This window comes from Acidovorax sp. 69 (assembly GCF_002797445.1).
Taxonomy (GTDB): domain Bacteria; phylum Pseudomonadota; class Gammaproteobacteria; order Burkholderiales; family Burkholderiaceae_C; genus Acidovorax.
The window spans coordinates 1,330,001-1,356,570 of sequence record NZ_PGEP01000001.1 but is presented as its reverse complement, the minus strand read 5'-3'; the positions used below and the strand labels follow the sequence as shown (position 1 = coordinate 1,356,570).

Below are 26,570 nucleotides of genomic sequence, written 5' to 3'. Positions count from 1 at the left end.
AGTGCGCTTATGCTTCAGCTTTTTTCGCGCTTCACCAGGGCCGTCGAGCAATCCCACACCTTGACATAGACCAAGTCCCCCGCAGCGACAGCCACATCTTCAGGGAGAAGTGCGATGGTCCAGCGTGCACGACTCACATCGCGCCACTGAACGATGGCGAAACGCGCAGGCGTTCCTTCGAGCTGATTGGCTCTGCAACGGCGCTTGTAGAACGCAAAGTCGTCTGCTGTGGCTTCAGGCCTGCTGACCTTGCCCAATCGCCAGCCTTCGGACCATGGCAGGTAGTTTTCATACACGGGGGTAGCGCAGCCTGTAGCCAGGACGGCGGCGGCACTTAGAGCTAGCAAGCGCAAGAGGGGTGCCATGGACGTTCTCCAGAATAAGACTTGCCGTCTTCCGGCACATCCAACCGCAGCCAATACCTGGTTGTCACAGAGCAGCCCAGAAGCAAGGCGAGCACCTTGCAGTGCATGCGTGGAGCACGATGCTTCCTTCCGATCGTCTGAACGTGCTCGCATTGACCGTTGTGCCGCTGTTGCGGAGCGGCTCCTGAGCCGTGCGGAGCTCACACGGTGGCCTTCCAGTGATCCGCACCTGCACTCGGGGCATCGGCCACACCCTTGCCACTGACTTCGGCTTCCAGTTGGATGGTGGTGTGCGTGATCTCGAATTGCTTTTCGAGCAACTGATTGACGGCCTCCAGAATAGCTCCCGGATTTGCGGTCTGCGGGTCGTACGCAACGTGCGCGCTGAGACTTGTCTTGGCGCTGCTCACAGCCCAAACATGCAGCTCATGTACGGACACTACCCCTGGCAAGTCCAGCAGTGCCTGCTTCAGCTGAGGGAGGTCGATGCCTTCTGGGACACCTTCCAGCAGGATGTTGAGCGTCTCCTTCAGAAGGATCCAAGTGCGTGGCAGCACCCACAGACCTATGGCCACCGCAATGACGGTGTCTACCCAATTCCATCCCGTGAATCGGATGACGAGCGCTCCTACGATGACCCCAATAGAGCCGAGCAGGTCGCTCCAAACTTCCAAGTAGGCGCCTTTGATGTTGAGGCTTGAATCCTTGCCAGAGGACAAAAGACGCATGCTCACAAGGTTGACGATCGCGCCAAGTACAGCGATCACCAGCACCCCTGTGGTTTGAACTGCAGGCGGATTGCTCCAACGTTGCCATGCCTCATAAAGAATGTAGGCCGCGACACCGAACAAGAGCAATGCGTTGAACGCGGCGGCCAGGATCTCGAATCGGTGGTAGCCGAACGTGCGTTTGTCGTCCACGGCTCTTCGCCCGACGCGAATTGCCGCCAGCGCAATGGCCAGCGCCGCCACATCGGTAAACATGTGTGCGGCGTCTGACAGCAGTGCCAGACTGTTGAGCATGACCCCGCCAATGACCTCGGCCAGCATGAAACCACCGGTCAACATCAGCGCATAGCGCAATGCCGTTTCTTTACCCGCCGCTGGCAAGGTGTGGCCAGAACTATTACCCATGACCTGTCTCCTCTGATTGCATTTCGTTATGCCGCTCGTCTCTGGTCAGTTCACGATTCATGTCCACCCAACAGGCTCTCAAGGTCGATGCCGGCGTCGCGGTTTCCTCGTGGTTGGACGCTTCGTGCGCATTGACTGCTGCTCTCTCAATCGCTTAGCCAGGCGCCGGCTGTACTTGGCTTTACCGTCTATCGGCGGATGGCGTTTGAGCCACATGTGCCGCAGCCGCCAGAACACAAACACAGACGTCAACAAGCCGATCCAAATCCAGAACAGCTTGGCAAAGAGTCCTCCCTGGTCCGCCGGCATTGACATGGATCGCTCCTTTTGCGCCCTGGTGGAGCTCAGGCACTGCGTCGGGGGCGATCCAAGCCCACCACTAAGTTGTCGTTCGTTTGCACGAAAGCCCTTGTCGCAGAAGAGTGCAATCGCCGCCGGAGCGCCGCGTGGGCAAGCGCACAAGCCGGCGGCGTTCGTGTTACTTCAGCGTGAAGCGGACGGAAGCGACCGATTTGCCTGCCTTCGAGACAGCGACGACGGCTTTGGTACCTGCGGGGACCTTGAAGCTGCCCAACGCTTCTAGCTTGCCGTCACCGGCCAGGAGCTGAGCCTCCTGCTTTTCTGTGCCTGCCAGCAAAGTGACCTTGGCGGTCATGCCCGCCACGGCAACCGGCTTGCCATGGTCGCGCATATACAGCTGCAGCTTGTCGGCGCCGGCGACGAGTTCGTATTCGACCTCCTTGGCTTCGGCCACAGCCCCTCCGTGCATTGGCTTTGCGTCGTGGCCGTGGTTGTCAGCAGCGAAGACTGCGCCGGAGATCGACACCGAGACGGCGAGAATGAAGTGTGAGAGTTTCATAACAGTTCCTTTGGGGTTGGAGAGAAAGAAAGGTCCCGCGATCAGCGGGACCGTATACGTCTACACGGGCTTCGGTGCGTCCGGGTGAGAGGGCTCAGCAGACACGTCCTCCACTTCTTCATCCGGCTTGTGGGCCAGGCGATAGAGGATGGGAAGCACGAGCAGGGTCAGCAGCGTGGAGGAAAGAATGCCCCCGATCACCACTGTTGCCAAAGGCCGTTGAACCTCGGCTCCCGTGCCGGTGGCAATTGCCATGGGAATGAACCCGAGCGAAGCCACGAGCGCGGTCATGAGCACAGGGCGTAGTCGCGTCAGCGCGCCTTCGTGAATTGCCTCATCCAGCCCGACGCCGCTTTCCCTCAGACTGCGGATGTACGAAATCATCACCAACCCGTTGAGCACGGCCACTCCCGAGAGCGCAATGAAGCCAACGGCTGCTGAGATCGACATCGGGATGTCGCGAAGCCAAAGCGCCAGAATGCCCCCGGTCAATGCGAATGGGATGCCGGTGAACACCAGCGCTCCATCCTTGGCATTGCCGAACATTGCGAACAGCAGTACAAAGACCAACAGTAGAGACACCGGTACGACGATCTGCAGACGTTGCGTGGCCGACTGCAAGTTTTCGAAAGTTCCGCCCCAGCTTGTCCAGTAGCCAGTAGGAATTTTGATCTGAGCCAAGCCCTTCTCAGCTTCTGCTACGAAGGAACCCACATCGCGACCACGCACGTTGGTACTCACCACGATGCGTCGCTTCCCGTTCTCGCGGCTGACCTGGTTTGGTCCGGGGGCAAGTTCGAAAGTGGCGACCTCACCCAACGGAATGAAGTTGGTTCTGGCTTCGGTGCCATTCGCAGAACGCGGCAGAGGTATGGGCAGTCGCTTCATTCCTTCCAGGTCATTGCGCAGCGCTTCGGGGAGGCGTACCAAGATGTCGAATCGGCGATCTCCTTCAAACATGGTACCGGCCTCGCGGCCACCGATTGCAGTCGCCACGGTGTCCTGAACGTCGGCAACGTTCAGGCCATACCGCGCAGACTTCTGACGGTCGATGTTCACAGTGAGCATTGGAAGCCCGGTAGTCTGCTCAACCTTTACCTCAGACGATCCCTGGATCTTCTGTAGCATTGCAGAAACCTCTTCCGCTGACTTGTTCAGCACGTCCATGTCGTCGCCGAAGATCTTCACTGCCACGTCACTTCTCACACCCGAGATCAGTTCGTTGAAGCGCAGCTGGATGGGCTGGGAGAACTCATAGTTGTTGCCAGGAATTTTCCCCAAGACCTCTTGAATCGCAGCGAGCAGTTCATCACGGGTCTTGCGAGGCTCAGGCCATTCATCCACCGGCTTGAGCATGATGTACCCGTCCGAAATGTTCGGTGGCATAGGGTCGGAGGCAATTTCCGCAGTACCTGTTCTGGCGAAGATGCGTTCGATCTCCGGGAACTTCTCCTTCAGAGTGCTTTCAATCTGCTTTTGCATCGCAACCGACTGCGAAAGACTGGTGCCCGGAATTCGCAGCGCTTGAATTGCAAAGTCGCCTTCATTGAGATTGGGTACAAACTCGCTGCCCATACGCGTGGCGATCAACCCGCACAAGATCACCGCAACTGCAGCTGCGGTCAGTACGACCGCCTTGGCGGCCATGACACGGTCGAGCAGTGGACCATACAAGCGCTTGGCATGGCCCAGCAGGAAGTTTTCCTTCTCGCTGACCCGATTGCCGATGAACAGGGCCACCGCTGCGGGGATGAATGTCACCGACAGAACCATGGCGCCCAGCAGTGCCGCGACCACCGTGAATGCCATGGGGTGGAACATCTTCCCTTCAACGCCTGTCAGCGCGAAGATGGGCAGGTACACCACCATGATGATGAGCTGTCCGAACAGCAATGGACGCCTTGACTCCTGGGATGCCAAAAACACCTCATGGAAGCGCTCGGCCCGCGTCAGTGGCCGACCGTGGTGCGCTTGTGCGTGGGCAAGTCGCCGCACGCAGTTCTCCACGATCACGACAGCACCGTCGATGATGATGCCGAAGTCCAGGGCTCCCAGGCTCATCAGGTTGGCACTCACCTTGTAGTGAACCATCCCGGTGAACGTGAAGAGCATCGACAAGGGGATGACCATCGCGGTAATGATTGCGGCCCTAATGTTGCCCAGGAAGAGGAACAGGATCACGATCACCAGAACCGCGCCTTCCAGCAGGTTCTTCCTCACCGTACTGATGGCTTTGTCAACAAGCACGGTACGGTCGTAGACTGTCACCGCGTGTACCCCCTCTGGGAGGCTCTTGTTGACTTCCAACATCTTCTTGTCCACCGCCTGCGAGACAGTCCGACTGTTCTCGCCGATCAGCATGAACACCGTGCCGAGGACCACTTCGCGTCCGTTGTCTGTTGCAGCACCTGTGCGCAGTTCCCGGCCAATGCCAACTTCTGCCACGTCGCGAACGCGCACAGGAACACCGTTGGCGCTGCTGAGGATCACGTTACCGATGTCTTCAAGCGACTTCACCTGACCAGGTGCACGAATCAGATACTGCTCGCCACGCTTTTCGATATAGCCCGCGCCCACATTGCCGTTGTTGCGGTCCAGCGCAGTAACCACATCCTGCAGTGTCACGCCCAGAGAAGCCAGGCGTTCAGGGATGGGCGCGATCTGGTATTCCTTGGCAAAGCCGCCAATGGAATTGATCTCGGTCACGCCAGGAACATTTCGCAGCTGTGGCTTGATGATCCAGTCCTGAATCTCGCGCAGGTCTGTTGCGGTATAGGGTGAGCCATCGGGCTTCTTCGCCCCGTCCTTGGTTTCGACAGTCCAGAGATAGATTTCGCCCAGCCCGGTCGAGATGGGCCCCAGCGCTGGCGTGATGCCGGCAGGCAGCTTGTCGCGCGCCTCCTGGATACGCTCGTTGACGAGCTGCCGAGCAAAATAGATGTCGGTTCCGTCTTTAAAAATGACGGTCACCTGCGACAGACCGTACCGCGAAAGCGACCTGGTCTGCTCCAGGTTTGGCAGGCCAGCCATGACCGTCTCAATGGGGTATGTAACCCGCTGCTCAGTCTCCAAAGGCGAGTAGCCTGCGGCCTGTGTGTTGATCTGAACCTGGACGTTCGTGATGTCAGGGACCGCATCGATAGGCAGCTTTTGGTAGCTGAAGACGCCAAGCGCCGCCATGCCCAGGGCCGCTAGAAGCACCAACCATCGCTGTTCGATCGAGAATCGAATGAGTTTTTCAAACATGTATGCGCTCCGCGATCAGTGCGTGTGTTCGGCAGATCCCTTGCCGAGTTCAGACTTCACGACGAAGCTGCCGGTCGAGGCGTAGGGCATACCGGCTTTGAGACCCGAGAGGACTTCGACCCGCTTGCCATCGCTTCGGCCCAGCTTCACGGGTTGAGCGATAAAGCCTCCATCAACCTTGAGGAAGACCACCGGCTTTTCCCCGACGTTTTGGACGGCGTCGGCCGAGATGGTTACAGGCGCTGCCGTTTCTTCGGACACCACCTCAACATTGACAAACAGGCCGGGGCGCCAAGCGCCCTTGGGGTTGTCAAGAACCACGCGGGCTTTTGCCGTGCGGGTTTGCTCGCCAATGAGCGCTCCTACAAAAGCGACAGTGCCTGTAGCGGAGGCGTCAAAGGCGGTGGCCTTGATCGTGACCTTTTCGCCCACGCGCACCGATGGCAGATCCTTCGCCGGAACGTTGATCTCAGCCCAAACCTGAGAAAGGTCCGAGATGGTGAAAACCGCAGCATCTTCCTTCACGGCTTCGCCGAGACTAAGGTGCTTCTCGATGACAATGCCATCAAAGGGCGCTCGCAACTCGATACGGTTCAGTCCTGCTACCGACGAAGCGGACAGGCCCATCGCGCTCAGTTTCTGATTGGCGTTGGCTACTGCGACCTCTGCTTCGCTCAAGGCCTGCTTGGCCTGCAGGTAGTCCTGCTCGGCAGACACCTTCTGCTCCCACAGCTTTTTTTCTCGCTCGTAGGTGGTCTTTGCCAGCGATAAGCGCTTTTGGGCCGTCTGCAGCTCGCTGCGTTGCTCGGAAGCAGTCGGGCTCGCGATCACCGCCAAAACTTGCCCTTTCTTGACCACTTGGCCCAAGCTGGCATTGACGCTTTCCACGACTCCCGCAAGCCGGGGAACAACGTGAGACGTGCGATCTTCGTTCAAGCGTATCTCCCCGGGAAGGAGCAACGCCGTCTTGATGTTGGCTTTCACAGCAGCGTCCAGGCTGATGGATGCAGCCTTTATCTGGGCATCGGTCAGTTCGATCTTTCCTTCTTCCTTGCTCATCACGAACATGAAAGGCTCTGTGGCAGTCTGCGCAATGATCTCGATGTCGAAAGCATGGGGTTCAGCAACGATCTCTCGGCTGACAAGACTGTCTTTTTCAGCGGCAAACGTCAGTTTCTGCTTTTCATCTGTCGGGCGGGTCACAGTTGCCGTGACCGTTGCAGCATTCAGGGGCAGCGGTTTATCTTTGTCGGACAGCCAGATTCGCAGTCGAGGCTCGCCACCGTCTTCAGACAACAACGCTTCCAAGCTGAAGTCGCCTTCCTTGAACACGGTACCTCCATGTGGGCCCTTGGCTTCGCTCTTTTCGTGGTGTTCACCATCGGCATGCCCCTTGTCATCGTCGTGGCCCTTTTCGCCACCCTTGCCATGGTGCTCGCCGTCGCCGTGCCCCTTGGCCTCGGTGTGGCCGCCGTGACCGTGGCCATCGTCCTCGGTGGCTGCGGCTTTGGGCTTGCCGCCACCTTGCAAGATGAAGGTTCCCGCACCGACCCCTATTGCGAGGACTACTGCAATGGCGATCAGGTGTTTTTTACTGATGGTGGATTTGCTGGAGTTCATGTTCATGGTCATGCTCAGTGTTGCGTTGCGATCAGGCCGGGAACCATGCTGGCCCCGAGCAGGCGGTCGATATCAGCCGCTGCACGGTGTGCTTCGCCAAGGGCTTTGAGGTACTGGGATTTGGCGGTGAAGTAAGTGCGTTGGGCATCGAGCACTTCCAGGAAATTGAACTTACCGTTCTCGAACCCAATGGTGGCGGCGTCATAGGCCGACTTCGCACCGGGCAGAACTTCCTGCTGCAGTGACTGAACCTCTGCGGTGATCGTGGAAAGGCGCTCTCGTGCCTGCGCCACTTCGCTGTGCAGGCGCACGGTGGCTGCTTGCAGCTCATCGCGGGCCTTGTCCTCAAGTTTCAGCGCCTCCAGGAGGTTGCCTTGGTTGCGGTCGAAGACGGGAAGAGGCACAGAGACCCCGAAAAGAAGGACGTTGCGCTGCGTCTCGTTGCTGCGCTGCATGCCGAAGCTGACGGTGACATCGGGGACGCGCTTGCTTTGTTCCAGGGCGGTCAATGCCTTGCGCCGATCCACCTCGATCCGCGCAAGTACCACGCCTGGCGCAGAAGAAATCAGGGGCTGGAGATCGGCGATGCTCGGGACCGAGGGCAGGTTCTCGGCCTTGCCCTCCAGCACGGTGTAAGGCGCATCGATCCGTCCCAACAGCGCGAACAGGCGGGACAGAGCATTGCGTTGTTCGCTCGCGGCCTGGGCGAGTTCGACGCGAACGCCGGCTTCTGCAACCCGGGCCTTGGACTCTTCCACAGGGGATACTTTGCCAGCGGCTACACGCTTTGAGACGGTATCCGTTGAGGATTTGGCCAGCGCTGCGCTGTCTCTGGCCAGTACCAATCGATCCTGCGCAGTCAGAACATCAAAGTAAGCGGCAGCGACATTGGCCCGCACGGTGGCTTGCAGCTCGGCGAGTTGGGCTTGTGCTTGCTCGCGCGTTTTTTCGGCCGCCTTAGTGCGTGCCGCACGCTTTCCACCCAGTTCTACGGGAAGATTGAGTTGCCAGCTTTGCGTACGTGTTTTGGAGCGTGTGTCTTCCAGCGAGTACGCGAGCTCTGGATTGGGGCGCGAGCGTCCTTGAAGAACCTGTCCTTCGGTTGCCTCCCATTGGCGCTTTGCCGCAGCCACCTCCGGATTTCCCTCCAGGGCCAGTTCGATGGCCTTGGCCAGCGACAAAGGCTCAGCTGCGGCCGCTGCAGCAGACTGAGGTGCTCGTTCGCCAACGGCTGGCCCTGGTGGCAGGCCCTGGGAAAAGGCACCGCCCGAGGCGCTCAGCCATATAGCTGCGGCGCCTGCCGCGAGCTTGATCTTTCTACCGCCGCGCCATGCGTGCGGCATCTCTTGAAGGTAAGTACCCTTGAACATCCGATTCTCCAGTGATTTCAAAACACGAGGGAATCGGCGGACTGGCAACCGTGCAGCTGCCTGGCAACTCGTCAGTCACTCCAGCTGCAACACACGCAACTGCTTCGGCCGCGATGGCGGACAAGACTGAAAAAGAAAAGTGAGATGCCCCCGCCGATCAGGCGAGGACGGACCACTGAGGGCGGTCTGGGGGCGTGGGGGTTACAGCCAGCAGGCGCTTGCCTGAAGGAGGCTCCACGCGGCTTTCATGGATGAAGACTGGCTTTGCATCTGACCAGTTCAAGGCCCCGATACCCGCGCCATGACAGACTGAGCAGTCAACATCAAATGCATCGGCTCCCTGGCTGGACTTTTCGGCCTGACCATTCCCGCCCTTGGCTTCATGCTTGTGTTCGTGATGCCCAAGGTGCTGAGACTGCGCGGCTGAGCTCTCATGCATGCAATAGGCAGCCACCGCAGACCAGCTGAACTGGAACGGAAGCAATGCAAGCATAAGAACGGCGATCAATCGGCGCATTTTTGAAGTCTAGCATGCGTCATGAAGGGCGCACTGAGGCTTTGATGGCCGCTGAAGGGCACTGGGTTGGGAAATCAGCGAGCGCCGCCGTTCATGTCCAGAAGCGCCTTCTTTTCAGCTGCCGACATGTTGAGAAACTCCTGTTGAACCTGCTCACGCGTCTTTGTTGAGCCTGTTGCTTTGACTGGCAGCGCACCTCCGCGCGAAAGGATTGCCAGCGTGCCATCCTTGCGCGCTACTTCGACAGCCTGAAGCACATCGCCACGGGACATCGCGCTCTGCATGTGGTCGGGATGTGTGGTCATGCCCACTTCGCCACCAGCCGGATGGTACAGCGACGAGGCAGATGAAAATCCTGGAGCCGCAATTGCGAAGGCGATCAGAGTGAGTGCGAGGGGTTTGCGAGCAGTCATGGTGTTGTCCCTTGATATCAGTTAGCCCTCGGCGATCTGCCGGGACTATGCCTTTCGACACGGAGACACTGTAAAAATCCGCGCGCGACACGGCGCCAACAGCCAGATTACAAATTTGTAAACTACGAACTGACCGCATTCTTCGAGAATGGCAGCATGAAAATTCTGCTCATCGAAGACGAAGTCAAGCTGGCTGAGTACCTGCGCAAGGGCCTGGGAGAGGCCGGCTACGTGGTGGACATTGCGCACAACGGGGTGGATGGCCTGCACATGGCTCTGGAAGGCGTGCACGATCTGCTGGTCTTGGACGCGATGCTCCCAGGGATCGACGGCTTCAGCCTTCTAACGGCCTTTCGCAAGACCAAGCAGACCCCGGTCTTGATGTTGACAGCAAGGGTCAGCGTCGAGGATCGGGTGTTGGGACTCAAGACCGGTGCCGACGACTATCTGGTCAAGCCCTTTGCGTTTTCCGAACTGAGCGCCCGCATCCAGGTGCTGCTGCGGCGGACCCATAGCGCGCGGGATGCCGCAGAGCCCACGCAACTGCGGTTGGGCGACCTGGAATTAGACCTGGTACGGCGCAAAGCGTCCCGGTGTGGCCAGCGCTTGGAGTTGACTGCGAAGGAGTTTCTGCTGCTGACTCTGTTTCTGAGAAGAAAAGGCGAAGTGCTTTCTCGCACTGAGATCGCTGAGCAGGTGTGGGACATGAATTTCGATAGCGATACCAGCGTAGTGGAAGTCGCGATCCGGCGCCTCCGTACCAAGATCGATGTTCCGTTTGGCACTGCGCTGCTCCACACCATTCGCGGCATGGGATACGTGATGGAGGACCGCAACGGATGAAGGAGCTGGCCCAACATCGCTCATTGCGCCAGCGGTTGTCTTGGTGGCTGGCGCTGCAGAGCTTTGCCGGACTCGGGGTGGTCTGTCTGGCGGTGTATCTGGTGACCGAGTTCAATTTTCGTGATCGGCAAGAGGAAACGCTGGCACAAAAAGAAACCGTCATTCGGCACTTGCTGCAGGATGGCAAGGAGCATGGGGATTCGGAAGACCTTGCGCACAAACTCGATGACTTCCTTGTTGGGCACGGAGATCTATCGCTCGAAGTCGCGCAGGCGGACGGGATGGTTATCTACGCCCACGCCCGCAACCAGAGTGCCAAGACGGTATGGCGCCAACGGCAGTTCGAAGTAGCACAGACTGCGGACCAGACTCCCTCAAAGAACTTGCGCGTTCAGCTGTCGCTGGACATTCGAACCGACCACCAGTTGTTGCACCGACTTGCTCTTACCTTGCTGGTCGCAGCCATCGGTGGGGCCATCGTTGTATCGCTGGGCGGATTCTCCCTGGTCAACTTGGGCCTGGCGCCTGTCCGAAGACTGGCCAGCCAGACGCGTGCAGTATCGGCTGACAATCTGCATCAACGTCTCGACAGCGCCGAGCAGCCCCTTGAGCTCGTGCCTCTGATCGACCAGTTCAACGCGCTCCTAGCTCGCATTGAGAAGGCCTACTCCCAGATGGAAGGCTTCAATGCGGACGTGGCGCATGAGTTGTGCACGCCTTTGGCCACGCTCATTGCCAATAATGAACTGGCTTTGCTGCGCCCTGAGCAGGCGGATATTCGCGAGGTGCTGGCGTCCAATTTGGAGGAGCTGCACCGCCTGACGGGCATCGTCAATGACATGCTGTTCCTGTCCCAGGCGGATCGGGGTGTGGGAGCACGTCGGGCCCCCGTTGCGACTCTTGCATCGGTGGCTGCTGACGTACTGGATTACCACGAAGCGGCACTGGCCGAGGCTGGTCTCACCGCTAAGGTGGTCGGCGATGCGCATGGCGCTTTCGACGTGCCGTTGTTGCGTCGGGCCCTGTCGAACTTGCTCGGCAACGCCACCCGATACGCGAACCCTGGCTCAATCGTCCAAGTCAACCTCAGAACTATCGATGAGGGCCGTGTGTTGATCAGTGTCACCAACTACGGCAGCACTATCGATCCCGAGCTACTCCCGCAGCTGTTTGACCGATTTTTCCGTGCAGATCCTGCTCGCAGCCATGGGCAGAGCAACCATGGCCTCGGGCTGGCCATAGTCGCTGCTATTGCACGCATGCATCAGGGCAAGCCAGTCGCATCGTCAGAGAACGGGGTGACAAATGTAGGAATCGAAATCCGTCCTAACTGATGGCGATTTCGACAGACTGGGATCGCTTGTGACGCGGCCACGGAGCGCGGCGCGTCACAAGCGATCCGATTTACGTAGGACGAAGCAGCGATATTTTCATTGCCGCTTGACTTTAAAGTCACTTCAAGGTTTCCAATTGCGCTATGAAATCAGAAACAAGCATACCTCCCACCACTGTTGACACCTGCTGCTCCTCGGGCTGTTCCAGTTCCGCAGCAGTGGTCCCTGCCGCCACAAGCCGCCCGGGCCAGGGCAAGCTGTTCCGAATCGCCACCATGGACTGCAGTGCCGAAGAGTCGGAGATCCGGCGGGCGCTGGAACCTCTGGAGGGAATCCGCTCGTTGGGCTTCCAACTCGGCGCGCGCACGCTGAAGATCGATGCGGAGGATCGCGCCTTGCCCCTGGCGCTCGATGCCATCCGCAAGGCGGGCTTCGATCCACAGCCGGTGGTCGCTGCGGTAGACACCCAGGGTAGCCAGGGCCGGGTGTTTCGCATTGCGACCATGGACTGCAGCGCCGAGGAGGCGGAGATTCGCCGGGCGCTGGAGCCTCTGGATGGGATTCGCTCTCTGGGCTTTCAGCTCGGTGCGCGGACGCTGAAGATCGATGCCGACGAAGGCACCTACCCGCTGGCCCTCGACGCCATCCGCAAAGCGGGCTTCGATCCGCAGCCAGTGGCCGGCGCCAATGGCTCCGAGGGCGGACAGGCGGGCGAACCAGCCGAAGGCGACGACCATGGACATGGTTTTGCAGGCGGCATCTCCCGTTTGGTGGCCGCGCTGGTGTTCGCCACGGGGGCTGAGGTCCTCTCGTTCTTTGCTCCAGACCAGATGGCCTGGAAGGTGGTGGGCATGGCCATCGCCGCGCTGGCTATCTGGCTGGCCGGGATCGACACCTACAAGAAAGGCCTTGCGGCGCTGCTGCGCGGCAAGCTGAACATCAATGCGCTGATGTCGGTGGCCGTCACCGGCGCATTCCTCATTGGTCAGTGGCCAGAAGCCGCGATGGTGATGGCTCTGTACGCGATTGCGGAGCTCATCGAAGCCAAGGCAGTGGACCGGGCCCGAAACGCTATCAAGGGCTTGCTGGAACTGGCGCCCGAAGAGGCTTTGGTACTGGGCACCAACGGAGCATGGACCGCTACACCGGTGGCCTCGGTGGCCATTGGAGCGACCGTGCGCATCAAGCCGGGCGAACGCGTGCCGCTGGACGGTAAGGTGACCAAGGGCAATGGCGCCATCAACCAGGCCCCCGTGACTGGCGAGAGCATCCCCGTGGACAAGGCACCTGGCGACCAGGTGTTCGCCGGCACGATCAACGAGACTGGTGAGCTGGAGTTCGAGGTCACAGCCTTGTCGAGCAACACCACCCTGGCCAGGATCATCCAAGCCGTTGAGCAGGCGCAGGGCACGCGCGCTCCGACGCAGCGCTTTGTGGATCGGTTCGCCTCCATCTACACCCCCGCAGTCTTCGCCATTGCCGTGGCGGTGGCGGTCCTCACTCCTTTCCTGATGGGACTTACCTGGCTGGAGGCGCTCTACAAGGCCCTGGTCCTGCTGGTGATCGCCTGCCCATGCGCTCTGGTCATTTCCACGCCGGTCACGGTGGTCAGCGGATTGGCCGCAGGAGCGCGCCGTGGGATCTTGATCAAGGGCGGAACCTACTTGGAAGATGCCCGGCTTCTGAAGGCGGTGGCGCTGGACAAGACCGGCACCATCACCGAAGGCAAACCCAAGCTGGTGAAGTGGAAGGTGTGGGGTGCCGGTGACGAGGCAGCAGTCCAGCAGATGGCTGCCAGCCTGGCGGCTCGTTCCGACCACCCGGTTTCCAAGGCGATTGTCCAGGGCTTGGATGTAAAGGGTCCAGAAGCAGAAAGCTTCAAGGCCTTGCCTGGGCGCGGCGTCGAAGGCATGGTCAATGGTGTGCGCTTGATGCTGGGCAATCACCGACTGATACATGAGCTAGGACTGTGCGGTCCGGAGCTGGAGGCGGAGCTGGCCACCCATGAAAAACAAGGCCGCACGGTCACCCTCCTGGCGGACGAATCGCGCGTCCTGGCGTTGTTCGCGGTAGCAGACACCATCCGAGAAACATCCAAACAGGCCATCGTCGATCTCAAGGCTTTGGGTGTGACATCCGTGATGCTGACTGGCGACAACACAGCGACGGCAAAAGCCATCGCTGCGCAGGCCGGTATTGATGATGCACGCGGCGATCTGCTTCCTGAAGCCAAGCTCGACGCGATCAAGGAAATGCAAAAGCGCTATGGCACCACTGGCATGACCGGCGATGGGATCAACGATGCGCCGGCACTGGCGCAGGCCGACATTGGCTTTGCCATGGGGGGAGCGGGAACCGACACTGCCATGGAAGCGGCGGATGTGGTCATCATGAACGATGACCTGCAACGCGTCGCAGAGACAGTGCGTCTGTCCAAACGTACCCATGCCGTGCTCTGGCAAAACATCACCCTGGCCTTGGGTATCAAGAGCGTGTTCTTGGTCATGGCGGTGGTAGGCACCGCAACGATGTGGATGGCCGTCTTCGCGGACATGGGAGCGAGCTTGCTGGTGGTGGGTAATGGGCTGCGCCTGCTTCGGGGGACGCGAGTTGATCCAACCTATAAGAAGGTGAGTGCAAAACCAGTGAAACATGCACACTCGCATTAAGCGATTTCGCACTCTATGGTCGGCAGCTACGTCGCTGGAGCAAAGAAGTTGGCAGCCCAATAACTCCTGGGCTAGTCGTTGCAATAAGTACCAAAATGAGAACTGCTGATTCGGGAAGACTTCTTCGCGAGGTTGTTCGCTTGTTCACACAAGCGCAGAGTGTGGTGATTCAATGCAACACCACTACCAACAGCCAATGCAATCTGCTGGCCGAACTGGCACGCTCCGGTCCGCTTGCATTGTCTGAACTCGGCGTCCGATTCAGGCGTGAAAAAAGCTGGGTTTCCCGTTCCGTGGAAGCTTTGGCGGGCCATGGTCTAGTCGTCAAGGTGAACAATGCCGCCGATTCCCGGAAGTGGCTGGTCACGCTCACCGACGAAGGTTTGCAGTCAGTCAATGCTTGGAACGCTGCCCTGGATAACCACGCAGAGCATTTGCTTGCCCACCTGAGTGATGGGGACCGTGTCGCTGTCGAGAAATCTCTTTTCGTTTTATTAAAGGCAATGAAACAAGACTAGTCCACTGGCTACGGCCCGCGCATTGGAGCACTGAGCGAATCAATCAGCGTAGCATTGACTCCAGTGTTCACTAATGTCATCGGTATCGATACTGCTCCGGTACAGTTCCCTTGTGCGAAGAATTCTCGTTATTTGCCTGTTGTTGCTGGGTAGACCTAAAAAAGTGATTTATGTGGTTGAAGGGAGTCTGCGGCTATCATGCGACCACTTCTCAAGTGTCTGCCCATTTCATGCGCCGACTGCTCGCAGTCATCCTGTTGCTCTCCTTTTTCTGCCAGGCCTTCGCAACGGCCCGTCAGGTGGTTGCGTACGACCACGAGGGAGGGTTTCATGTGGAGCACGCTGAGATGCATTTGGAAGGTGCTGCGCACCACCATGACGAAGATGGTGTGATGCACCAGGACAATTCCCAGGAGTCGGTCCAGCACATGCTTGCGGAAGCAGGTCTAGGGACGGCAGCACTTTTCCATTTTCCGGAGCTGTCGCTTCCTGCTGACCGCTCGCCCACACCGGCTGTAAACGCTGAAACCGTCAGCCCGTCCCCCTATCTGGACGGTTTACGACGACCTCCCCGACTGATTTCCTGATCCACCTTTAGCGCCACGCCTTCTTCACGAAAGCGTGGTTGTTCATCGGTGCGGTAGTCCTTTCGATCAGGCGCTGATGCGTCAACGATCCTGGACCACTGCCTTGATCGGTCAGGAATCACGTGAGTTTTGTCATTTCCAGGCTTGCGGTGCGTTGCGCCGCTGGCTGTGCTTTCAGCTGCGCCCTCGTTGGCGCAGCCTTTGCGCAAGCCAACATCCCCCCATCACACTCAGCCACGGTATCAACCGCGAGCCCAGCGCTTGCGCAAGCCGTGGAGGGCGCATGGCAGCGAGCCACACAGGCGAGAGAAGCCGAAGGGCAGACCCAGCGGGCTGCTGCTGAACGGGTGGCTATCTCAAGCCCGTGGGCGGCGCCCCCTGCACTGGAGTTGTCCTACCGTGACGACCGCTGGCAAGCCTCGGCTGGACGGCGGGAATCCGAGGCCGGTCTTGTCTGGCCGTTGTGGTTGCCCGGACAGCGCAATGCACGCGGCGCCGCCGTTGATGCCGACGTAGAACTCTCCCGAGCTGCCGTCCAAGCGGGGCGCCTACATTTCGCGGGCCTGGTGCGAGAAGCTGCCTGGGGCATTGCAGCCTCCAGGACCGAGGCCGACCTGGCTGATGCCCAAGTGCGATCTCTTCAGGAGATACCCAGGCACCCACGGGAGCCACTGCGGCCCAGGAGGCCTATTGAACGCTGCGCCGACCATTTAACTCTCACCCTTTCCCGTAGGCATTAGTGCGCCGCCTGCCCAAGCGCGCCGTATTACGCAATTTCTCATCCAAACGAAACGCAATGACCATCAAGACCAAACTCTCCCATCTGACTGGGGGTGCTTTGATGCTGGCCGCATCTGCACTCTTCGCTCCTACGGCAATGGCCCATGGTTCTGCCGCCCCCATGCACGGTGGGGTTGTGCAGACCGCCGCGGACTTGTCGTTTGAGCTGGTTGCCACTGCCGAAGGCGCGGAGATCTACATCCAGGACCACGGCAAAGATTCGGATGCCTCGCGGTTCGACGGCAAACTGACGGTGCTCAACGGTGCAGAAAAGTCCGAAGTGTCCCTGAAACCAGCTGGCGCAAACAAGCTGGAGGCCAAGGGCGTGAAGTTGGTCAAGGGCACAAAGGTGGTTGCGCTGATCACGACCAACAGCAAAAAGACCGTCACTGTACGATTCACGGTGAAGTAAGGCCCATGGCGCGCGGCTCTCTGTCCTTGCCTGCACTGCGAGGCGGTCTGCTGGCCTTGCTGGCCGCAGCCTTGTTTGGCATCAGCACCCCGCTGGTTCAACGGCTGGGTGCTGGGCTGGGGGCGTTCACGACGGCTGCGCTGCTGTATGCAGGGGCTGCTGTCGTTGGTGCCTTGTCCCTGCGGACCGCTGCCCACGAGGCAAGGTTGCAAAGATCCGACGCCTGGCGCCTCATCGGCATGGCGGGGTTTGGCGCTGCCCTAGGTCCTGTCGCCCTGTCCTGGGGTCTGCAACACACGAGTGGCGCCAGCGCGTCGCTCATGCTCACGCTGGAAGCGCTGTTCACAGCCACTCTGGCGTGGTGGTTGTATAGCGAGACCATGGACCGCCGTGTGTGGGCAGCCATGCTTCTTTTGCTGGCCGGTGGCATGGCTTTGGTCATGGACCAGGGCCTGCAGGGCGGCACGCAGCTGCTCGGTCTGCTTGCCGTGCTACTGGCGACGGTGGCCTGGGGCGTGGACAACACCCTGTCCCGGGGACTGGCCGAGCGCGATCCCAGCCAGGTCGTAATGGCAAAGGCCTCGCTGGGAGCCGCTGCGACAGCATGTCTTGCCATGGCGTGGGGCGAGCCTTTGCCCACCCTGACGGCAGCTCTAGGGCTCTTTGCCGTGGGGGCCACGGGGTATGGCTTGAGTCTTCGGTTCTACCTTCTAGCGCAGCGGGCTTTTGGGGCGGCGCGGACTGGCTCCGTGTTCGCCTTTGCACCTTTCATCGGTGCGGCTGTAGCGTTCGGCTTCGGTGAACGGTCTGCGGGGTGGCTGATGCTGCTCGGTGGTCTTCTGATGCTTGCGGGGGTGCTGCTGCATTTGGCTGAAAGTCACGGGCATGAACATGCGCATGACCCGCTGGAGCATGAGCATGCCCACCGTCACGACGATGGACACCATACGCACTCCCATGACGTGATGCCCACTGGGAGCCATAGCCATGTGCACTTTCACGAGCCGGTGACTCATGCCCATCCCCACGCGCCCGATGTGCACCATCAGCACAGGCATTGACTCATTGAGCGGTACCGAGACAGCGGCTAAGGAAATTTCATGATGAAAAAATCAATGCTCTTGTCAGCTGCTGCGCTGACATTCCTTGCGATCTCCGGCTGCAGCACACCTGTCTACGAGGACCGGTACGCTTGGTCCGAAGGCTGGAGGGTCGGCAAAGTGACCAAGCTGATCCCGGCGGACGACTTCTTGAAGACGGGCGGCTCGCGCTGCAAGCAGATGGAACTCGGTCCCACCCACCAGGTTGCAGTCATCCGATGGCGACAAGTCACCCGGACCCGTGGGCACTTCGCCCAAGTTGACCAGGGCTCTGGCATTGGAGTAGGCGACGAGGTTTACTTCAACGCATGGGACTGTGAGCAACCGCAAACAGTGCGCAAAGTTCGCTGAGGGCGGGACGGGGTGCGCCATATACAGGCAGTCTCTGGCCTCAGGGCGCTGGTTCTTTGGGAGCGTACCTCCGCACAACACGCTTCCTGCAGCGCAGGGCTGCAATCCGTCCGCGATGCTCACCCAACACAAGCGACGCCAACTCGGCCGCGGTTGGGGCCATGTCCACCGAAGGGCACACAGTCAGCGTCCAGGACCTCGTCCCATGTAGACAAGACAGACGAACTGTGTGATCGATCCAACGATTCGGGCATGGTGAAAGGACAGTTTCGACTGTTCACCATCTTGATCAAAGCGCTGACTTTTGTTCAGAAAACTGCACAAACGCATCATTAATGTGAAGAGCGACAAGGCTCGGCGTCAGGAGAACTGGGTTCACCTCTTCCAAGACCGCAGCAGTAGAGCGTTGCCCACCACACTAACGCTGCTTAGGGCCATGGCAGCTCCAGCCACCATGGGGTTTAAGAATCCAAACGCGGCCAAGGGGATTCCGACAACGTTGTACGCGAATGCCCAAAACAAGTTTTGGCGGATCTTCGCGTATGTGCGCCGAGAGATATCGATGGCATCGGCGATAAGCGCGGGGTCACCGCGCATGAGAGTGATGCCTGCCGCATGCATGGCCACGTCCGTACCCGTGGACATGGCGATGCCCACGTTTGCAGCCGCCAAAGCGGGGGCATCGTTGATCCCGTCGCCGACCATTGCAACGTGCCTGCCGCCCGCTTTGAGCTGGACAACAATATTTGCCTTGCCTTCCGGCAGCACCTCGGCGCGGACCTGATCGATGCCCAAGGCGCGCGCCACCGCCTCAGCGCTTCCTTTGTTGTCACCGGTGATCAGAACGGTCTGGATGCCAAGGCTGTGCAGCTGTGCAATGGCCTGTTGCGAGCTGCGTTTGACGGTATCTCCGAACGCTAACAGACCCATTACGGCAGGGGCGTCGGTCACATCGGCAAGCCACGATACGGTGCGTCCCTCTTGCTGCATTTGTGCTGCCGCCACCGCCAGGTTTGCCGTATTCACGCCCAGCTCATCCATGTAACGGGTACTTCCTAGGCGTATCTGGCGTCCTTTGACCGTAGCGGACATACCCCGGCCAGCAACGGCAGTCACCTCGGTGGCCCGAGGGACGATCAATCCCTTAGCACGCGCTGCATCCATCACCGCCTTTGCCAACGGGTGCTCGCTACCGTTTTGAATGGCCGCAGCAAATGGCAGTAGCTGCTCGCCATGCTGATCAGAAGGAATCGCTGCCGCCAACGTGGGCTTGCCTTCAGTCAGGGTGCCTGTCTTATCAAAAGCAACGGTGTCGATGCGGTGGGCGACCTCAAGTGCCTCCGCATCCTTAATCAAGATGCCGTGACGTGCGGCAACGCCTGTGCCTGCCATGATCGCAGTGGGAGTCGCCAAACCGAGCGCGCATGGACACGCGATGACCAGCACCGCGACGGCATTGAGAATCGCCTGTTCCCAATTGCCTGTGGCAACACCCCAGCCTACCAGCGTGATTGCGGCAAGGCCGAGGACGACGGGGACAAAGACGGCACTGACCTCATCAACTATCCGTTGAATCGGTGCCTTCTTTGCTTGCGCCGACTCGACCATGCGGACGATCCGCGACAACGTGGACTCGGCCCCAATAGCGGTAGTTCGAACCAGCAACAAGCCTTCTGCGTTGACGGCGCCCCCGGTCACTTTGTCACCGACATGCTTCGCGACGGGCAAGCTCTCTCCGGTAATCAGCGACTCATCCACTTGGCTGGCTCCCTCGATCACCGATCCGTCCACCGGAACTCTCTCCCCAGGACGAATCACCACCGTATCTCCTACTTTCACCCGCGCGAGCGGCAGATCAAAGTCGCCAGCCTCCGTGCGAACACGCGCAATCTCCGGCCGCAGCGCGTGCAACGCCCGGATCGCCTCCGTGGTTTGGTGCTTTGCTCGGGCTTCCAGCCACTTTCCAAGCAGAACGAGGGTCACGATGACGGCTGAGGCCTCGAAGTACAGGTGAGGTGTGCCGTGTTCTGCATGCTTGAACAACAGGTACAAGCTCAATCCGTACCCGGCAGACGTACCCAATGCAACCAGCAAATCCATGTTTCCGGCACCGGCGCGCAGGGCCTTCCAGCCGGCACGGTAGAACCGTGCGCCCAGCCAGAACTGCACAGGTGTGGCCAAGGCCAGCTGAATCCAACCGTTGAGTGCCCAGTCTTGACCAAACAGCATGCCCAACATGGGCAGCACAAGGGGCGCGGATAGGCCGGCCGCCAGTGCAACGGGCCACCAGGGCGCAGACTGTTTCCCGGCTTCTGACGGAGTGCTCGCGTCCACCACCTGTGCCTCGTAGCCCGCCCTCACGACGGCGGCGACCAAACGGTCGGGCCTGACTCCCGCATCGAAGCGAACCTGCGCTCGCTCAGTCGCCAGATTGACCTCCGCATGTTTAACGCCAGGCACGGAGTTCAGCGCTTTTTCGACCCGGCCGACGCACGACGCGCACGTCATCCCCTCAATCGAGAGCTCCAGTAACTCTTCTGGCACGGCGTAGCCTGCCTTTTGCACCGCTGCCGCCAGGGTGGGTACCTCCACTGATGACGCGACAACCACTGAAGCCCGCTCAGTAGCGATATTCACGGTCACCTCACGGACACCCGGCACGGCTCTGAGAGCCTTTTCGACCCGCCCAACACAGGAGCCGCAAGTCATGCCCGAAATAGGGAAATTCAGCTGTGTGTTCGAAAGAGAGGCGGACGTTAGCGCCTCGATGGCTGTGGCATTCATGTCAACTCCAAGAAGTGTTTGGCTCCGGCAGTTACCGGCAGTCGAACTGTCAGGCTTGACACGGTGGGAGACACAAGTGGCGAACACGCGGCTTCGGACCACCAACGGACTTGACCTTCCCCCCGTGGCAAACCCGAGACTGGACACCTCTTAACTTTTCTCCAAGAGGTGAAAAAATGCATGAATTCCAACTTCCCGACATGACCTGCGGTCACTGTGCTGGAATGGTGAGCCAGACACTGCAGATGACTGACCCGGAGAGCAAGGTCCAGGTGGACATGGCAAAGCGCACCGTCACTGTCCAAAGCACTGAAGACCGCGCGACGCTCGCCGAAGCATTGACCGAAGCCGGGTACCCCCCCGCCTGAGTGGCGTCGTGCTCCGAGGACTGTCCGGGGCCTTGACATTGACATCGTGTACAACCGGTTGACGGACTTCTACCTTGAAGAGCCCGGCAGCGAGGCCTTGCGTGAGGCACACATCCAGGACGGAGTGGTTTTGACACCGAACCCTCAAGCTCACGCGCTGTACGCGGACAAGCGCAACCTTGCGCTGTTCAGCGATGCATTGCGGATGAGCGCGCTGGGTGTACCAGATGCGACGCAGAAAGTCCTGCTGGAACATGTGCCCCACACTGAAGTTGTCATGCCTGAAGACGCACAACGCCTCTGGGAGGGGCGGCGGAGTTTATTCTTCAAGCCAGTTGCTGGGTTTGGCAGCCGTGCTGCCTATCGTGGAGACAAACTGACCAAGCGCGTCTGGGGGGAGATCTTGGCCGGGGAGTATGTTGCGCAGGCGTTGGTGGCACCAGGTGAGCGCAAGGTCAACGCGGATGGTGCCGGACAGACTATGAAGTTTGATATGCGGGCGTACACCTATGAGGGATCTGTCATTTGGTTGGCCGCTCGCTTGTATCAAGGACAGACCACCAACTTCCGTACAGTGGACGGGGGCTTTGCACCCGTGTATAGCGGGCCAATGGTGAGTGCCTTCAGCGCACCATTGCCTTCAGGCGTCAGCAGCGATGATTCTGGTCAAATGGGGAAGCCGATTTGCGGGTGCTGATGCTTGACCGAAAAACAAATGAGGTTTCAACAACTCTGGAGTTTTCGCTCACCGAAACACTTAGCAGGCCTACCACGGAGTCGACTGGTGAGCGAATCGCTGCCGTTACTTGGGAGTGGTCCCTTGGCTCGTTTCCTTGTGAGGCTTGGCTTCACGCTCGTTAGCCTTGTCTTGCCCGCGCGATTCGGACTTGCTCATCGTGGCCATTCCAGAGCCTTCTCCCCGGGCGGTGCTGCCGTCATTGGCGCGCTTGAGGGGGGTCGCGGGGCGGGCTTTCTTATGTTCCTCTCCATGCGCTTGCGCCTTGGAGTTGGTATTAGGCGTTGCTTCCTGGGTATCACCGGCTGCAAAAGCGGACGACGCGGCTGTCAGTGCGAGGGCAATAAGAAGAGTTTTCATGGTTTTCTTTCGCGGCAATGCCGCACGAGTGAGTAAATCCCTCTGATTGAGGGCTGTGTCTCTGAATTGCTTGGCTTACTTGGCTGGCTCGATGGCTGTCACGACCATCTTTCCGCCCTCGCTGACCACCATAAAGCTGACCTTGTCGCCGACCTGTACCTTGTCGAGCAGGGCTTTGTCTTTGGCGTTGAACACCATGGTCATGCCCGGCATCTCCAGATGCTTGATCTCCCCGTGCTTGATGGTGATCTTGCTGGTGTCCTTATCGATCTTGCGAACCTCGCCATCGGTCATGGAGGCTGCGGCGGTGGACGACTTGGCGGCATCCGCTGCAACCTGCGCCATGGTCGAGACCGGCAGCAGCGCGGCCATCGCTAGCAGTACGGTGGCGATAGTAGTGTTGGTTTTCTTCATAAATGCTCCTTGTTCAGTGGGTTGGCACAGCAACCCGGGATTTACTTCTTGGAGACCTTGACCTGGCCCTTCATGCCAGCGTCGTAGTGGCCTGGGTACAGGCACGCAAAATTCACATCACCGGCTTTGGTGAATTGCCAGATGATTTCGCCCTGTTTGCCTGGTGCGAGGGAGATCTTGCTGGGCTCGTCATGCTCCATCTCGGGAAACTTCTTCATGGTCTCGTAGTGTTCCTTGAGCTCGGCCTCGGTACCCAGGCTGAACTCGTGCTTGACCTGGCCACTGTTCTTGATCACGAACTTGATGGTTTCGCCCTGCTTGACGGAGATTGCTGCCGGCGTGAAGCGCATGGTGTCAGCCATGTCCACGTTGATCGTGCGGGTCACCTTGGCAGCCTTGCCGGGTTGACCGATGGCTGACTCCTCGCTTGCGTGGCCGTGACCACCGCTGTGAGTGCCACCTGCAAAGCTGCTAAAGGACAGAGCCACCAGGGCGGAGGCTGCGATCAGGGAAAGAGTGCGTTTCATAGTTGCCTTGGGTTGTTGAAGTGATGTGGAACGTAGCGATCAGTGGCCGCTGTGTGAAGACGGCTTTTTGACCTTGACGACAGTGTCCGAGCTGGACTTCTCTTTGCGAGGCATGGACTGCCCGCCCTCGGCCTTGAAGCGGGCCGGTTCAGCCATCGGACCGGTGTACTCGTAGGCCACCGTGCCCTCAGGGTTCTTGTACCAACCCGGGTTCTTGTAGTCGCCCGGTTTCTGGTCGCGGCGCACCTTCAAGACACTGAACATCCCGCCCATTTCGACCGAGCCGAACGGGCCTTCTCCGGTCATCATGGGAATGGTGTTGTCCGGGATGGGCATCTCCATTTCCGTCATGTCTGCCATGCCGCGCTCGCCCATGACCATGTAGTCGGGAATCAGGTTGTTGATCTTCTTGGCAACGCCCCGGTGGTCCACGCCAATCATGGTGGGAATGTCGTGACCCATTGCATTCATGGTGTGGTGGCTCTTGTGGCAGTGGAACGCCCAGTCGCCTTCTTCGTCCGCGAGGAACTCAATCTGGCGCATCTGTCCAACGGCCACGTCGGTGGTCACTTCATACAGACGGGTACTCTTGGGTGTGGGACCACCATCCGTGCCGGTGACCAAAAACTCATGACCGTGCAAATGCATCGGGTGGTTGGTCATGGTGAGGTTGCCGATGCGAATGCGCACCTTGTCGTTAAGCCGGACATTCAAGGAGTCGATGCCGGGAAAGATGCGGCTGTTCCATGTCCACAGATTGAAGTTCAGCATCTCCGCGACCTTGGGCGTGGCGGCGCCGGGCTCAATGTCGTAGGCACTGAGCAGGAAGCAAAAGTCTCGATTCACTTCATCAATCAGCGGATGCTTGGTCTTCGGATGCGTAATCCAGAAGCCCATCATGCCCATGGCCATCTGGGTCATCTCGTCGGCGTGCGGGTGGTACATGAAGGTACCTGGACGGCGCGCCACGAATTCGTAGACAAAGGTTTTGCCCGACTGAATCGCGGGCTGGTTCAGCCCTGCCACACCGTCCATGCCGTTGGGCAAACGCTGGCCATGCCAGTGGATGCTGGTGTGCTCGGGCAGCTTGTTGGTCACAAAAATTCGAACGCGGTCGCCTTCCACCACTTCGATGGTGGGGCCCGGACTTTGGCCGTTGTACCCCCAAAGGTGCGCCTTGAAGCCAGGGGCCATTTCGCGCACCACCGGTTCTGCCACCAGGTGAAACTCCTTGACCCCCTGATTCATGCGCCAGGGCAGCGTCCAGCCGTTCAGCGTGACCACCGGGTTGTAGGGGCGCCCGGAGTTGGGTACGAGCGGCGCCATGGTGTCTGGACTTGTCTGGTACACGGGTTCCGGCAGTGCTGCCATCGCCACTCGGCTCACACTCGCTGCGGCCACGGCCCCTCCGGCGATGCCCGCAAATCGGAAAAAATCTCTTCTTGAATTCATGTTTGGTTTCCTTGAGGGGATCAGTGGCCTGCGCCAGCTTCGGCAGCGGCTGCGCCACCGCCCGAGACGCCAGTGCTGGTTGGCTTGCCAATGAGGGAGGCCTGGAGGGCCGCGTCCGCTAGCCAGAACTGTTGTTCAGCGTTCAGAGCCGCCATTACCGAGTTCACCTGGTCGCGGGAGTCGGCAAGTAGTTCAAAGACGCTGATCAGCATCCCGTTGTAGCGAAGCTGGTTTTCTTCAGAGATGCTCTTACGCAGCGGGATCACTTCGTCGCGGTGGTGGCGCGCGATGTCGTATGCCGTGCGATAGGCTGAGTAGCTTTCGCGCAGGTTGGATCCCGCCGCGCGGGCGGTAGCTTCCAGGCGGTTGGCCGCAGCCAGGGTCTGCGCGCTCATGGCGTCGCGCCGCATACCTCCCCAATCAAAAATGGGCAACTGCAGGCTGATCTCAAAGCCTCGTCGCGTTGAGTGGGTGTTCTCGGCCGCATCGAAGACAGAGTCGCGCCGTACTCCCAGTTCAATGTCCGTGAAGGTCGTGATCGTGTTCCAGCCTTGCGCGCGTGCGGCTGCGTCGTAATCGGCCTTCGCGATCTGCAGATCCAGCCGACCCTTCGAAGCCTGACGGCCAGCGTCCGATGGAGACAGCGGCTCCTTGGGAAGTGTGGGAAGGCGTTCAGGCAACTTGAGCTGTTGGGCTTGGCTATCGTCCAGGCCTAGCAGCCGCACCAGCTCCTCACGGGCTGCCGTGACCTGGTGCTGCGCACTGGCCAGCTGGGTCGCAGTGTCGGCGTAGAACGCTTGCTGGCGCACACGATCGAGCTTGTTGAAATTGCCCACTGCCTGCATGCGCTTGGCCAACTCAGCGCTGGCTTGAGCACTTGCGACGACCTGTTGGGTGTATGCCAGTGTCTGTTGCGCGGCGACAGCCCGGACCCAGGCCTGACGTACCTGCGTGACTTGGTCCACTACGTCGCTGCTCAGGCGCAACTGGGTCTGCTTGATGCGCTGCTCGGCGATGCCTTTGCGTGTCGGCAAGGTCAGCAGGTCCAGCAGGCCGAAGGACAGGATGCGGCCGATCTCCGTCTCGCTGCCCAGGCGAACGCGCTCCAGGCTCAGAATGGGGTTGGCAATGCGACCCGACTGGGCTGCCGTAGAAGAATCTGCCCAGTTTTGAGCCACGATGGCTTGCAGGGACGGGCTATTGACCAGAGCGAGTTGAACGGCATCCTGTTGACTGAGCGGTTTGGCCAACAAGTCCGAGGCACGCCGGCGCAAGGCCTCTTGCTCATTCTTGGCTCGGGCCAAGGTGAGTTTGCCGTCCGTGAAACTGCTGGTTGCTGCGTTGGCGCTGGAGATGTTTTGCTCCAGGTTCACGCTGGCACAGCCAGACAAAACCGCAACTGCGGCAACAGCGATCACGAGTTTGGCGCGGGGCATACGCAGGGGGCGGCTCATTGTTTGCCCCCGTGGTGTGCGTCATGGCCTTGGGCTGGTTGGTCCTGACCCGCTGCGGGTGCGGATTGGCGCATTTCCTTGGCATAGGCCCGCCATCCTCCGATTTCACCCACTTTGTCGTTGGCGGCCTTCCAAGGCTGTACGGATTGCTCCTTGTAAACCTCATAGCCCGTGAGAGCTGAACGGTACGAGAGTTGGTAATCCACCTTCTCGGAGGCACCGTCCGGCATCTGAGCAAGTGCCAGAGAAGGTGCCAGCAGTGCTGCGGCCAGCCAGGGGATTGAGTTAAGTCGTGAAAGCCAAGAATTTCTCATAGATTCACCATGCGTTTTGATGCAACGCATTGTGTGAGTTATTG

25 protein-coding genes are annotated in these 26,570 nt (G+C 59.6%); 10 read left to right on the top strand and 15 right to left on the bottom strand.

Annotated elements, in window-relative coordinates; translation table 11 throughout:
* Window positions 1–14 precede the first annotated feature (14 nt).
* The 8 genes from CLU85_RS06325 to CLU85_RS06285 all read right to left on the bottom strand — a co-directional run bounded on the left by CLU85_RS06325 (window position 15) and on the right by CLU85_RS06285 (window position 9,523).
* Complete coding sequence (locus CLU85_RS06325; RefSeq protein ID WP_157803926.1) at window positions 15–365, bottom strand: hypothetical protein; 351 nt, start codon at window positions 363–365, stop codon at window positions 15–17.
* Between the two features lie 200 nt (window positions 366–565).
* Window positions 566–1,498 (bottom strand): cation diffusion facilitator family transporter, encoded by a 933-nt coding sequence (locus CLU85_RS06320; RefSeq protein ID WP_100409537.1) that lies wholly within the window; start codon window positions 1,496–1,498, stop codon window positions 566–568.
* 478 nt (window positions 1,499–1,976) lie between these two features.
* Complete coding sequence (locus tag CLU85_RS06310; RefSeq protein ID WP_100409535.1) at window positions 1,977–2,357, bottom strand: hypothetical protein; 381 nt, start codon at window positions 2,355–2,357, stop codon at window positions 1,977–1,979.
* 60 nt (window positions 2,358–2,417) lie between these two features.
* Window positions 2,418–5,603 carry a CusA/CzcA family heavy metal efflux RND transporter gene (locus CLU85_RS06305; RefSeq protein ID WP_100409534.1) on the bottom strand — a complete coding sequence of 1,062 codons (3,186 nt, stop codon included), beginning with the start codon at window positions 5,601–5,603 and terminating at the stop codon, window positions 2,418–2,420.
* 15 nt (window positions 5,604–5,618) lie between these two features.
* Window positions 5,619–7,235 carry an efflux RND transporter periplasmic adaptor subunit gene (locus CLU85_RS06300; RefSeq protein ID WP_015013002.1) on the bottom strand — a complete coding sequence of 539 codons (1,617 nt, stop codon included), beginning with the start codon at window positions 7,233–7,235 and terminating at the stop codon, window positions 5,619–5,621.
* A 2-nt stretch (window positions 7,236–7,237) separates the two neighbouring features.
* The gene (locus CLU85_RS06295) at window positions 7,238–8,593 is read right to left on the bottom strand and encodes a TolC family protein (protein ID WP_015013001.1); all 1,356 of its coding nucleotides are present in this window, start codon (window positions 8,591–8,593) and stop codon (window positions 7,238–7,240) included.
* 157 nt (window positions 8,594–8,750) lie between these two features.
* Complete coding sequence (gene czcI / locus CLU85_RS23290) at window positions 8,751–9,110, bottom strand: cation efflux protein, CzcI family (RefSeq protein ID WP_100409533.1); 360 nt, start codon at window positions 9,108–9,110, stop codon at window positions 8,751–8,753.
* 74 nt (window positions 9,111–9,184) lie between these two features.
* The gene (locus CLU85_RS06285) at window positions 9,185–9,523 is read right to left on the bottom strand and encodes a hypothetical protein (RefSeq protein ID WP_015012999.1); all 339 of its coding nucleotides are present in this window, start codon (window positions 9,521–9,523) and stop codon (window positions 9,185–9,187) included.
* Window positions 9,524–9,679: 156 nt separating this feature from the next.
* Between CLU85_RS06285 and CLU85_RS06280 the strand changes: the two genes are divergently transcribed.
* The 8 genes from CLU85_RS06280 (at window position 9,680) to CLU85_RS06240 (ending at window position 18,117) form a co-directional block, all read left to right on the top strand.
* Window positions 9,680–10,366 carry a heavy metal response regulator transcription factor gene (locus CLU85_RS06280; protein ID WP_015012998.1) on the top strand — a complete coding sequence of 229 codons (687 nt, stop codon included), beginning with the start codon at window positions 9,680–9,682 and terminating at the stop codon, window positions 10,364–10,366.
* The gene (locus CLU85_RS06275) at window positions 10,363–11,700 is read left to right on the top strand and encodes a heavy metal sensor histidine kinase (RefSeq protein WP_015012997.1); all 1,338 of its coding nucleotides are present in this window, start codon (window positions 10,363–10,365) and stop codon (window positions 11,698–11,700) included. The genes CLU85_RS06280 and CLU85_RS06275 overlap by 4 nt, the downstream gene beginning before the upstream one ends.
* Window positions 11,701–11,918: 218 nt before the next feature.
* Window positions 11,919–14,369 carry a heavy metal translocating P-type ATPase gene (locus CLU85_RS06270; RefSeq protein ID WP_015012996.1) on the top strand — a complete coding sequence of 817 codons (2,451 nt, stop codon included), beginning with the start codon at window positions 11,919–11,921 and terminating at the stop codon, window positions 14,367–14,369.
* A 95-nt stretch (window positions 14,370–14,464) separates the two neighbouring features.
* Entirely contained in the window at window positions 14,465–14,887 is a 423-nt protein-coding gene (locus tag CLU85_RS06265; RefSeq protein WP_083871585.1) for a MarR family winged helix-turn-helix transcriptional regulator, read from the top strand.
* A gap of 230 nt (window positions 14,888–15,117) precedes the next feature.
* Window positions 15,118–15,474, top strand: a complete 357-nt coding sequence (locus CLU85_RS06260; RefSeq protein WP_043565197.1) for a hypothetical protein — start codon at window positions 15,118–15,120, stop codon at window positions 15,472–15,474.
* Window positions 15,475–16,270: 796 nt separating this feature from the next.
* Complete coding sequence (locus CLU85_RS06250; RefSeq protein ID WP_015012994.1) at window positions 16,271–16,666, top strand: hypothetical protein; 396 nt, start codon at window positions 16,271–16,273, stop codon at window positions 16,664–16,666.
* Window positions 16,667–16,671: 5 nt separating this feature from the next.
* Window positions 16,672–17,727 (top strand): DMT family transporter, encoded by a 1,056-nt coding sequence (locus CLU85_RS06245; protein ID WP_015013010.1) that lies wholly within the window; start codon window positions 16,672–16,674, stop codon window positions 17,725–17,727.
* A 42-nt stretch (window positions 17,728–17,769) separates the two neighbouring features.
* Window positions 17,770–18,117, top strand: coding sequence for a hypothetical protein (locus CLU85_RS06240; RefSeq protein ID WP_232727745.1), 348 nt, complete (start codon window positions 17,770–17,772; stop codon window positions 18,115–18,117).
* A gap of 375 nt (window positions 18,118–18,492) precedes the next feature.
* Here the strand turns inward: CLU85_RS06240 and CLU85_RS06235 are convergent, their stop codons facing one another.
* Window positions 18,493–20,901 (bottom strand): heavy metal translocating P-type ATPase, encoded by a 2,409-nt coding sequence (locus tag CLU85_RS06235; protein WP_100409531.1) that lies wholly within the window; start codon window positions 20,899–20,901, stop codon window positions 18,493–18,495.
* A gap of 176 nt (window positions 20,902–21,077) precedes the next feature.
* Here CLU85_RS06235 and CLU85_RS06230 point away from each other — a divergent pair, with 176 nt between their 5' ends.
* The gene (locus CLU85_RS06230; protein WP_100409530.1) at window positions 21,078–21,269 is read left to right on the top strand and encodes a heavy-metal-associated domain-containing protein; all 192 of its coding nucleotides are present in this window, start codon (window positions 21,078–21,080) and stop codon (window positions 21,267–21,269) included.
* A gap of 46 nt (window positions 21,270–21,315) precedes the next feature.
* On the top strand, window positions 21,316–21,966 hold the full coding sequence (locus CLU85_RS06225) for a hypothetical protein (protein WP_198509144.1): 651 nt from the start codon (window positions 21,316–21,318) through the stop codon (window positions 21,964–21,966).
* Between the two features lie 105 nt (window positions 21,967–22,071).
* On the opposite strand, the gene CLU85_RS06220 is transcribed toward CLU85_RS06225, so the two are convergent.
* The 6 genes from CLU85_RS06220 to CLU85_RS06195 form a co-directional block, all read right to left on the bottom strand.
* Window positions 22,072–22,365, bottom strand: a complete 294-nt coding sequence (locus CLU85_RS06220) for a hypothetical protein (RefSeq protein ID WP_100409529.1) — start codon at window positions 22,363–22,365, stop codon at window positions 22,072–22,074.
* Window positions 22,366–22,440: 75 nt separating this feature from the next.
* Window positions 22,441–22,779: a copper-binding protein gene (locus tag CLU85_RS06215; RefSeq protein ID WP_100409528.1), complete on the bottom strand. Its 339-nt coding sequence runs from the start codon at window positions 22,777–22,779 to the stop codon at window positions 22,441–22,443.
* Between the two features lie 41 nt (window positions 22,780–22,820).
* Entirely contained in the window at window positions 22,821–23,306 is a 486-nt protein-coding gene (locus CLU85_RS06210; protein WP_100409527.1) for a plastocyanin/azurin family copper-binding protein, read from the bottom strand.
* A 39-nt stretch (window positions 23,307–23,345) separates the two neighbouring features.
* Window positions 23,346–24,758: a multicopper oxidase family protein gene (locus CLU85_RS06205; RefSeq protein ID WP_100409526.1), complete on the bottom strand. Its 1,413-nt coding sequence runs from the start codon at window positions 24,756–24,758 to the stop codon at window positions 23,346–23,348.
* 20 nt (window positions 24,759–24,778) lie between these two features.
* Window positions 24,779–26,212: a TolC family protein gene (locus CLU85_RS06200; protein WP_100409525.1), complete on the bottom strand. Its 1,434-nt coding sequence runs from the start codon at window positions 26,210–26,212 to the stop codon at window positions 24,779–24,781.
* Complete coding sequence (locus CLU85_RS06195; RefSeq protein ID WP_232727744.1) at window positions 26,209–26,442, bottom strand: hypothetical protein; 234 nt, start codon at window positions 26,440–26,442, stop codon at window positions 26,209–26,211. The genes CLU85_RS06200 and CLU85_RS06195 overlap by 4 nt, the downstream gene beginning before the upstream one ends.
* Window positions 26,443–26,570: the final 128 nt, after the last annotated feature.

Bases quoted from the DNA above. Each gene is read 5' to 3' on its own strand.
- CLU85_RS06325 (WP_157803926.1), bottom strand. From the start codon at position 365: ATGGCACCCCTCTTGCGCTTGCTAGCTCTAAGTGCCGCCGCCGTCCTG.
- CLU85_RS06320 (WP_100409537.1), bottom strand. From the start codon at position 1,498: ATGGGTAATAGTTCTGGCCACACCTTGCCAGCGGCGGGTAAAGAAACG.
- CLU85_RS06310 (WP_100409535.1), bottom strand. From the start codon at position 2,357: ATGAAACTCTCACACTTCATTCTCGCCGTCTCGGTGTCGATCTCCGGC.
- CLU85_RS06305 (WP_100409534.1), bottom strand. From the start codon at position 5,603: ATGTTTGAAAAACTCATTCGATTCTCGATCGAACAGCGATGGTTGGTG.
- CLU85_RS06300 (WP_015013002.1), bottom strand. From the start codon at position 7,235: ATGACCATGAACATGAACTCCAGCAAATCCACCATCAGTAAAAAACAC.
- CLU85_RS06295 (WP_015013001.1), bottom strand. From the start codon at position 8,593: ATGTTCAAGGGTACTTACCTTCAAGAGATGCCGCACGCATGGCGCGGC.
- czcI (WP_100409533.1), bottom strand. From the start codon at position 9,110: ATGCGCCGATTGATCGCCGTTCTTATGCTTGCATTGCTTCCGTTCCAG.
- CLU85_RS06285 (WP_015012999.1), bottom strand. From the start codon at position 9,523: ATGACTGCTCGCAAACCCCTCGCACTCACTCTGATCGCCTTCGCAATT.
- CLU85_RS06280 (WP_015012998.1), top strand. From the start codon at position 9,680: ATGAAAATTCTGCTCATCGAAGACGAAGTCAAGCTGGCTGAGTACCTG.
- CLU85_RS06275 (WP_015012997.1), top strand. From the start codon at position 10,363: ATGAAGGAGCTGGCCCAACATCGCTCATTGCGCCAGCGGTTGTCTTGG.
- CLU85_RS06265 (WP_083871585.1), top strand. From the start codon at position 14,465: ATGAGAACTGCTGATTCGGGAAGACTTCTTCGCGAGGTTGTTCGCTTG.
- CLU85_RS06260 (WP_043565197.1), top strand. From the start codon at position 15,118: ATGCGCCGACTGCTCGCAGTCATCCTGTTGCTCTCCTTTTTCTGCCAG.
- CLU85_RS06250 (WP_015012994.1), top strand. From the start codon at position 16,271: ATGACCATCAAGACCAAACTCTCCCATCTGACTGGGGGTGCTTTGATG.
- CLU85_RS06245 (WP_015013010.1), top strand. From the start codon at position 16,672: ATGGCGCGCGGCTCTCTGTCCTTGCCTGCACTGCGAGGCGGTCTGCTG.
- CLU85_RS06240 (WP_232727745.1), top strand. From the start codon at position 17,770: ATGAAAAAATCAATGCTCTTGTCAGCTGCTGCGCTGACATTCCTTGCG.
- CLU85_RS06235 (WP_100409531.1), bottom strand. From the start codon at position 20,901: ATGAATGCCACAGCCATCGAGGCGCTAACGTCCGCCTCTCTTTCGAAC.
- CLU85_RS06230 (WP_100409530.1), top strand. From the start codon at position 21,078: ATGCATGAATTCCAACTTCCCGACATGACCTGCGGTCACTGTGCTGGA.
- CLU85_RS06220 (WP_100409529.1), bottom strand. From the start codon at position 22,365: ATGAAAACTCTTCTTATTGCCCTCGCACTGACAGCCGCGTCGTCCGCT.
- CLU85_RS06215 (WP_100409528.1), bottom strand. From the start codon at position 22,779: ATGAAGAAAACCAACACTACTATCGCCACCGTACTGCTAGCGATGGCC.
- CLU85_RS06210 (WP_100409527.1), bottom strand. From the start codon at position 23,306: ATGAAACGCACTCTTTCCCTGATCGCAGCCTCCGCCCTGGTGGCTCTG.
- CLU85_RS06205 (WP_100409526.1), bottom strand. From the start codon at position 24,758: ATGAATTCAAGAAGAGATTTTTTCCGATTTGCGGGCATCGCCGGAGGG.
- CLU85_RS06200 (WP_100409525.1), bottom strand. From the start codon at position 26,212: ATGAGCCGCCCCCTGCGTATGCCCCGCGCCAAACTCGTGATCGCTGTT.
- CLU85_RS06195 (WP_232727744.1), bottom strand. From the start codon at position 26,442: ATGCCGGACGGTGCCTCCGAGAAGGTGGATTACCAACTCTCGTACCGT.